Genomic DNA, 3,981 nt, shown 5'->3' with positions numbered 1-3,981 from the left:
GCGCAGCCGCCGTTTCGATCTCGACGACTACCGATTCACCGCTTAGAGCCCGCGTTCGGGTCCGTCGAGCGTGACGTTGCAGTCACGTAATAAGTCGAATGTGACTGCAACGTCACACTCGAGACGGCGGCAAAGCTAGATGGCCCGCTTGAGGTCGTCGACCTTGTCGAGACGCTCCCACGGCAGGTCGATGTCAGTGCGGCCGAAGTGGCCGTAGGCGGCCGTCTGCGCGTAGATCGGCCGCAACAGGTCCAGGTCACGCACGATCGCTCCGGGACGCAGGTCGAACACCTCGGGCACGATCTTCTCGATCTTGACCGGGTCGACGATCGCCGTGCCGAACGTCTCGATGAACAGGCCGACCGGGGCGGCCTTGCCGATCGCATAGGCCACCTGAACCTCAACCCGCTCGCACAGGCCGGCGGCGACGATGTTCTTGGCCACCCAGCGCATCGCGTACGCGGCCGACCGGTCCACCTTGGACGGATCCTTGCCGGAGAAGGCGCCGCCGCCGTGGCGGGCCCAGCCGCCGTAGGTGTCGACGATGATCTTGCGGCCGGTCAGGCCGGCGTCACCCATCGGGCCGCCGACGACGAACTTGCCGGTCGGGTTGACCAGCACCCGCGTCGACGAGGAGTCCAGCGTCTCGTGCGCGAGCTCCTTGAGGACGGTCTCGAGCACGTGCTTGCGGATATCGGGATCCAGCGTCTTCTCCAGGTCGATGCCGTCGGCGTGCTGGGTGGACACCACCACGGTGTCGAGTCGGGTCGGGACATCGTCCTCGTACTCGATGGTCACCTGCGTCTTGCCGTCCGGGCGCAGGTAGGGCAGCGTGCCGTTCTTGCGTACCTCGGTCAGCCGTCGCGCCAGCCGGTGGGCCAGTGCGATCGGCAGCGGCATCAACTCAGGAGTGTCGTTGATGGCGTAGCCGAACATCAGGCCCTGGTCGCCGGCGCCCTGGGAGTCCAGTGGGTCAGCGGCGCCCTCGACGCGCGTCTCATGCGCGGTGTCGACGCCCTGAGCGATGTCGGGCGACTGACGGCCGATGCCGATGTTGACCCCGCACGTCTCCCCGTCGAAACCCTTGTCCGAGTGGTCGTAGCCGATGTCGAGGATGCGCTCACGAACGGTGTTGGTGATGTCGGCGAAGGCTTCCTTGGCTGTCGTCGTCACCTCGCCGACCACGTGAACCTGCCCGGTGGTCACCAGCGTCTCGACGGCGACGCGTGAGCGGGGATCCCCCGCCAGCAGCGCGTCGAGCACCGAGTCGCTGATCGCGTCACAGATCTTGTCCGGATGCCCCTCGGTCACCGATTCGCTGGTGAACAAACGACCCTTTTCGCTCACACCCTCACCCTTCTAAATCCATGTTAAAAACGTTAGTTAGACAAACCATATCGGTCGGCCGGTAAATGCTACCGGCCGGTCTACGCAGCAGGGAGGCTAGGTGGCGTCCCCAGCGCCCCTCTGCAAGAACGTGACGATCGCGTCCACGATACGGCTGGCCATCAGAGTCTTCGAGCCGGGCTGCAGCGCTGACTCGGTGCCGTCGGCGGCAAGCAGCCACCCGTCGTTGTTGTCGACCTCGAAGGCTTTACCGTCACCGACGGCGTTCACCACCAACAGGTCACATCCCTTGCGCTGCAACTTCGCCCGGGCATGAAACAGCACGTCACCATTCGCGTCGCCGGTTTCGGCGGCGAAGCCGACGATCCCCCGCATGTTGGGCAGCTGCCCGGCAGCGCGGGCCTGCACGGCCGCGGCCAGCACGTCGTCGTTGCGGACGAGGTCGATGGACTGCGGCTCCTCGGCGCCTTTTTTGATCTTCGCGGTCGCAACGTGCGCCGGCCGGAAGTCGGCGACGGCAGCCGCCATCGCCAGCACGTGCACGTCGGGGGCATGCTTGGACACCGCGTCGCGGAGTTGTTGGGCCGAGCTGACGTGCACGACCTCGACGCCCGCCGGGTCGATCAGGCCGGCGGTGTGCCCGGCGATCAGCGTGACCTCGGCGCCGCGCTGGGCGGCGACCCGCGCCAGCGCGTAGCCCTGCTTGCCCGAGCTGCGGTTGCCGATGAAACGGACCGGGTCGAGTGGCTCGCGGGTGCCACCCGCGGTCACCAGCATCTTGACGCCGGCCAGGTCGTAGGGCATCGCGTCGTGCCGTTCCAGCAGCAGCTGGGCGAACGTGGTGATCTCCTCGGCCTCCGGCAGCCGGCCCGCGCCACTGTCCTCCCCAGTGAGCCGTCCAGAGGCCGGTTCGAGCACCACAGCACCGCGGCGGCGCAGCGTCTGCACGTTGTCGACGGTCGCAGGGTGCTGCCACATCTCGGTGTGCATCGCCGGAGCGAACAGCACCGGACATCGGGCGGTGAGCAGCGTCGCGGTCAGCAGGTCGTCGGCGCGCCCGTGTGCGGCACGCGCCAACAGGTCGGCGGTGGCGGGCGCGACGACGACGAGATCGGCAGCCTGGCCGATGGCGACGTGCGGCACCCGCGGAACGTCCTCGAATACCCCGGTCTGGACTGGTTCGCCGGACAGTGCCTCGAAGGTGGCGGCCCCGACGAATCGCAGCGCGGATTCGGTGGGGATGACGCGGACCGAGTGGCCGGCCTCGGTGAGTTGACGAACGACGGTGGCGGCTTTGTACGCGGCGATACCCCCGGCGACGCCGACGACGACCCGTTTACGGTCCGTCCGCTTCTCATCCGAGAGGCTCATCGCACGCCCGCCTTGATTCCGCTACTCGCCTTCGGTGTGCTCAAGCAGGTCGCCGTGGATCTCGCGCATTGCGATCGACAGCGGCTTTTCCTGCAACCCCGGCTCGACCAGTGGGCCGACGTATTCGAGGATGCCCTCGCCGAGCTGGTTGTAGTAGTCGTTGATCTGACGGGCACGTTTGGCTGCGTAGATCACCAGGGCGTACTTGCTGGACACCCGCGCGAGCAACTCGTCGATGGGCGGGTTGGTGATGCCCAGCGGCGTGTCGTAGGCACCGATCCCACCCGACGCCGGGTCGAACTGGTCGGGGACGGCGGCTAGTGAAGCGTCGGTATGTGAACTACTCACGTAGATATTCTCCTGGCGGCTAATCGGTGTGCGACGAGAGCTGAATCGAGTCTGAATGCGGGTCACGCCGTGTTCGGCCCAGTGCCCACCAGCAAGGATACCAATTCTGAGCACGCAGTTTCCAATTGCCGGTTCACCACGACTTCGTCGAAGTCGTCCTGAGCCGCTAATTCCGCGCGTGCGGTGGTCAGCCGGCGCTCGATCACCTCGGGCGTTTCGGTCCCGCGACCGACCAGGCGGGCCTCCAACGCCTCCCAATTCGGCGGGGCCAGAAACACTGTGAGCGCCTCGGGCATCGCGCGCTTGACGGCGCGGGCACCCGCCAGATCCACCTCGATGAGTACCGGGTGCCCGGCGGTGACGGCATCGCGGACTGGTCCGGCCAAGGTGCCCGATCGGTGCAGGCCGCCGTGTATTTCCGCCCATTCCAGCAGGGCACCGTCGTCGATCAGTTGCTGAAAGCGACCGGGCGTCACGAAGTGGTAGTCGACGCCGTCGAGTTCGCCGGGCCGGGGTGCTCTGGTGGTCGCCGAGACGCTGAAATGCAGATCCGGGACTCGCTCACGCAAGCAGCGGACCAGCGTCGACTTACCCACCGCGGATGGACCGGACAGCACAACCACGCGTCCTGTAACGACCGCACGACTGCCGTCCGGTCCCCCGTCGGTGTTCAACGACTCTCCTGGAAGACGCCGGGCTTAGCGCCCGGCTCGCGTCCTCGCCGCTGAGCGGCTGGGGGTGCCCCCACGTCAGGCCCTTCGGCCTGCATCGTCGCCGGACTTAGGCGAAGTCGAACTTTTCCAGCAGAGCCTTGCGCTGACGGTCGCCGAGGCCGCGCAGACGGCGCGTCGGGGCGATCTCCAGCTCGGTCATGATTTCCTGCGCCTTGACCTTGCCCACCTTCGGCAACGCCTC

The 3,981-nt window shown here is 66.9% G+C and carries 4 protein-coding genes and 1 pseudogene; all 5 read right to left on the bottom strand.

All coding sequences use genetic code 11. The features are described 5' to 3' along the window. Nucleotides 1-135 precede the first annotated feature (135 nt). Nucleotides 136-1,347 (bottom strand): methionine adenosyltransferase, encoded by a 1,212-nt coding sequence (gene metK / locus VGH54_RS17275; protein ID WP_331513299.1) that lies wholly within the window; start codon nucleotides 1,345-1,347, stop codon nucleotides 136-138. Between the two features lie 96 nt (nucleotides 1,348-1,443). Beyond that, nucleotides 1,444-2,718 (bottom strand): bifunctional phosphopantothenoylcysteine decarboxylase/phosphopantothenate--cysteine ligase CoaBC, encoded by a 1,275-nt coding sequence (coaBC, locus tag VGH54_RS17270; protein WP_331513298.1) that lies wholly within the window; start codon nucleotides 2,716-2,718, stop codon nucleotides 1,444-1,446. A 21-nt stretch (nucleotides 2,719-2,739) separates the two neighbouring features. Then, nucleotides 2,740-3,066 carry a DNA-directed RNA polymerase subunit omega gene (gene rpoZ, locus VGH54_RS17265; protein ID WP_331513297.1) on the bottom strand — a complete coding sequence of 109 codons (327 nt, stop codon included), beginning with the start codon at nucleotides 3,064-3,066 and terminating at the stop codon, nucleotides 2,740-2,742. A 62-nt stretch (nucleotides 3,067-3,128) separates the two neighbouring features. Then, complete coding sequence (gmk, locus tag VGH54_RS17260) at nucleotides 3,129-3,740, bottom strand: guanylate kinase (RefSeq protein ID WP_331513296.1); 612 nt, start codon at nucleotides 3,738-3,740, stop codon at nucleotides 3,129-3,131. A gap of 106 nt (nucleotides 3,741-3,846) precedes the next feature. Further along, nucleotides 3,847-3,981 (bottom strand): annotated as a pseudogene (mihF, locus tag VGH54_RS17255) (integration host factor MihF); the annotation flags it as partial.

It is taken from the genome of Mycobacterium sp. (assembly GCF_036488105.1).
Taxonomy (GTDB): domain Bacteria; phylum Actinomycetota; class Actinomycetes; order Mycobacteriales; family Mycobacteriaceae; genus Mycobacterium.
This window is presented reverse-complemented; position numbering and strand designations above follow the sequence as displayed.

Excerpts from the sequence above, each read along its gene's own strand:
- coaBC (WP_331513298.1), bottom strand. The coding sequence starts at position 2,718 with ATGAGCCTCTCGGATGAGAAGCGGACGGACCGTAAACGGGTCGTCGTC.